This is a genomic window from Bacillus sp. SIMBA_031 (assembly GCF_046535225.1).
Taxonomy (GTDB): Bacteria; Bacillota; Bacilli; order Bacillales; family Bacillaceae; genus Bacillus; species Bacillus velezensis.
In genome coordinates, this window is sequence record NZ_JAWRXC010000043.1 from 1 (window position 1) to 419 (window position 419).

The 419-nt window shown below is 37.5% G+C and carries 1 protein-coding gene; it reads right to left on the minus strand.

Features of this window, described 5'->3' with window-relative positions; translation table 11 throughout:
- On the minus strand, nt 1–419 hold a 419-nt coding region (locus SB724_RS19430; protein ID WP_410572411.1), incomplete at both ends, for a condensation domain-containing protein.

Here is a 419-nt window from a genome sequence, read left to right on the forward strand (position 1 = left end):
TTCACATCTTCAAAAGATGTTCGTAATGACTCATGTCTGTCCACCAGTTTTTGAAAGATTTTCTCTACTTTTTTAGAGTCAATATCGCCTTTTACCGCAAAAAGTCTCGGCATATTGTAAACCGTTCCTCTTTCTAGCTGCTGCACCATGTACATTCTTTTTTGGGCAGAAGAGATTTCATACACATCCTGTATGGCACAAACAGGGATCTGTTCATAGCGAATTTCGACTTGATCTTCTAAATACTCACTTAATTCCTTGACGGTTTGGTGATCAAAGATCGCCTTCAATGACACATTCATTTGTAAAACTTCATACAGCTTATTTATCAACACTGTAGCCTTTAAAGAATGACCGCCTAAATCAAAGAAGTTGTCATGAATTCCGATTTTTTCTACTCCGAGAACATCTGACCATAC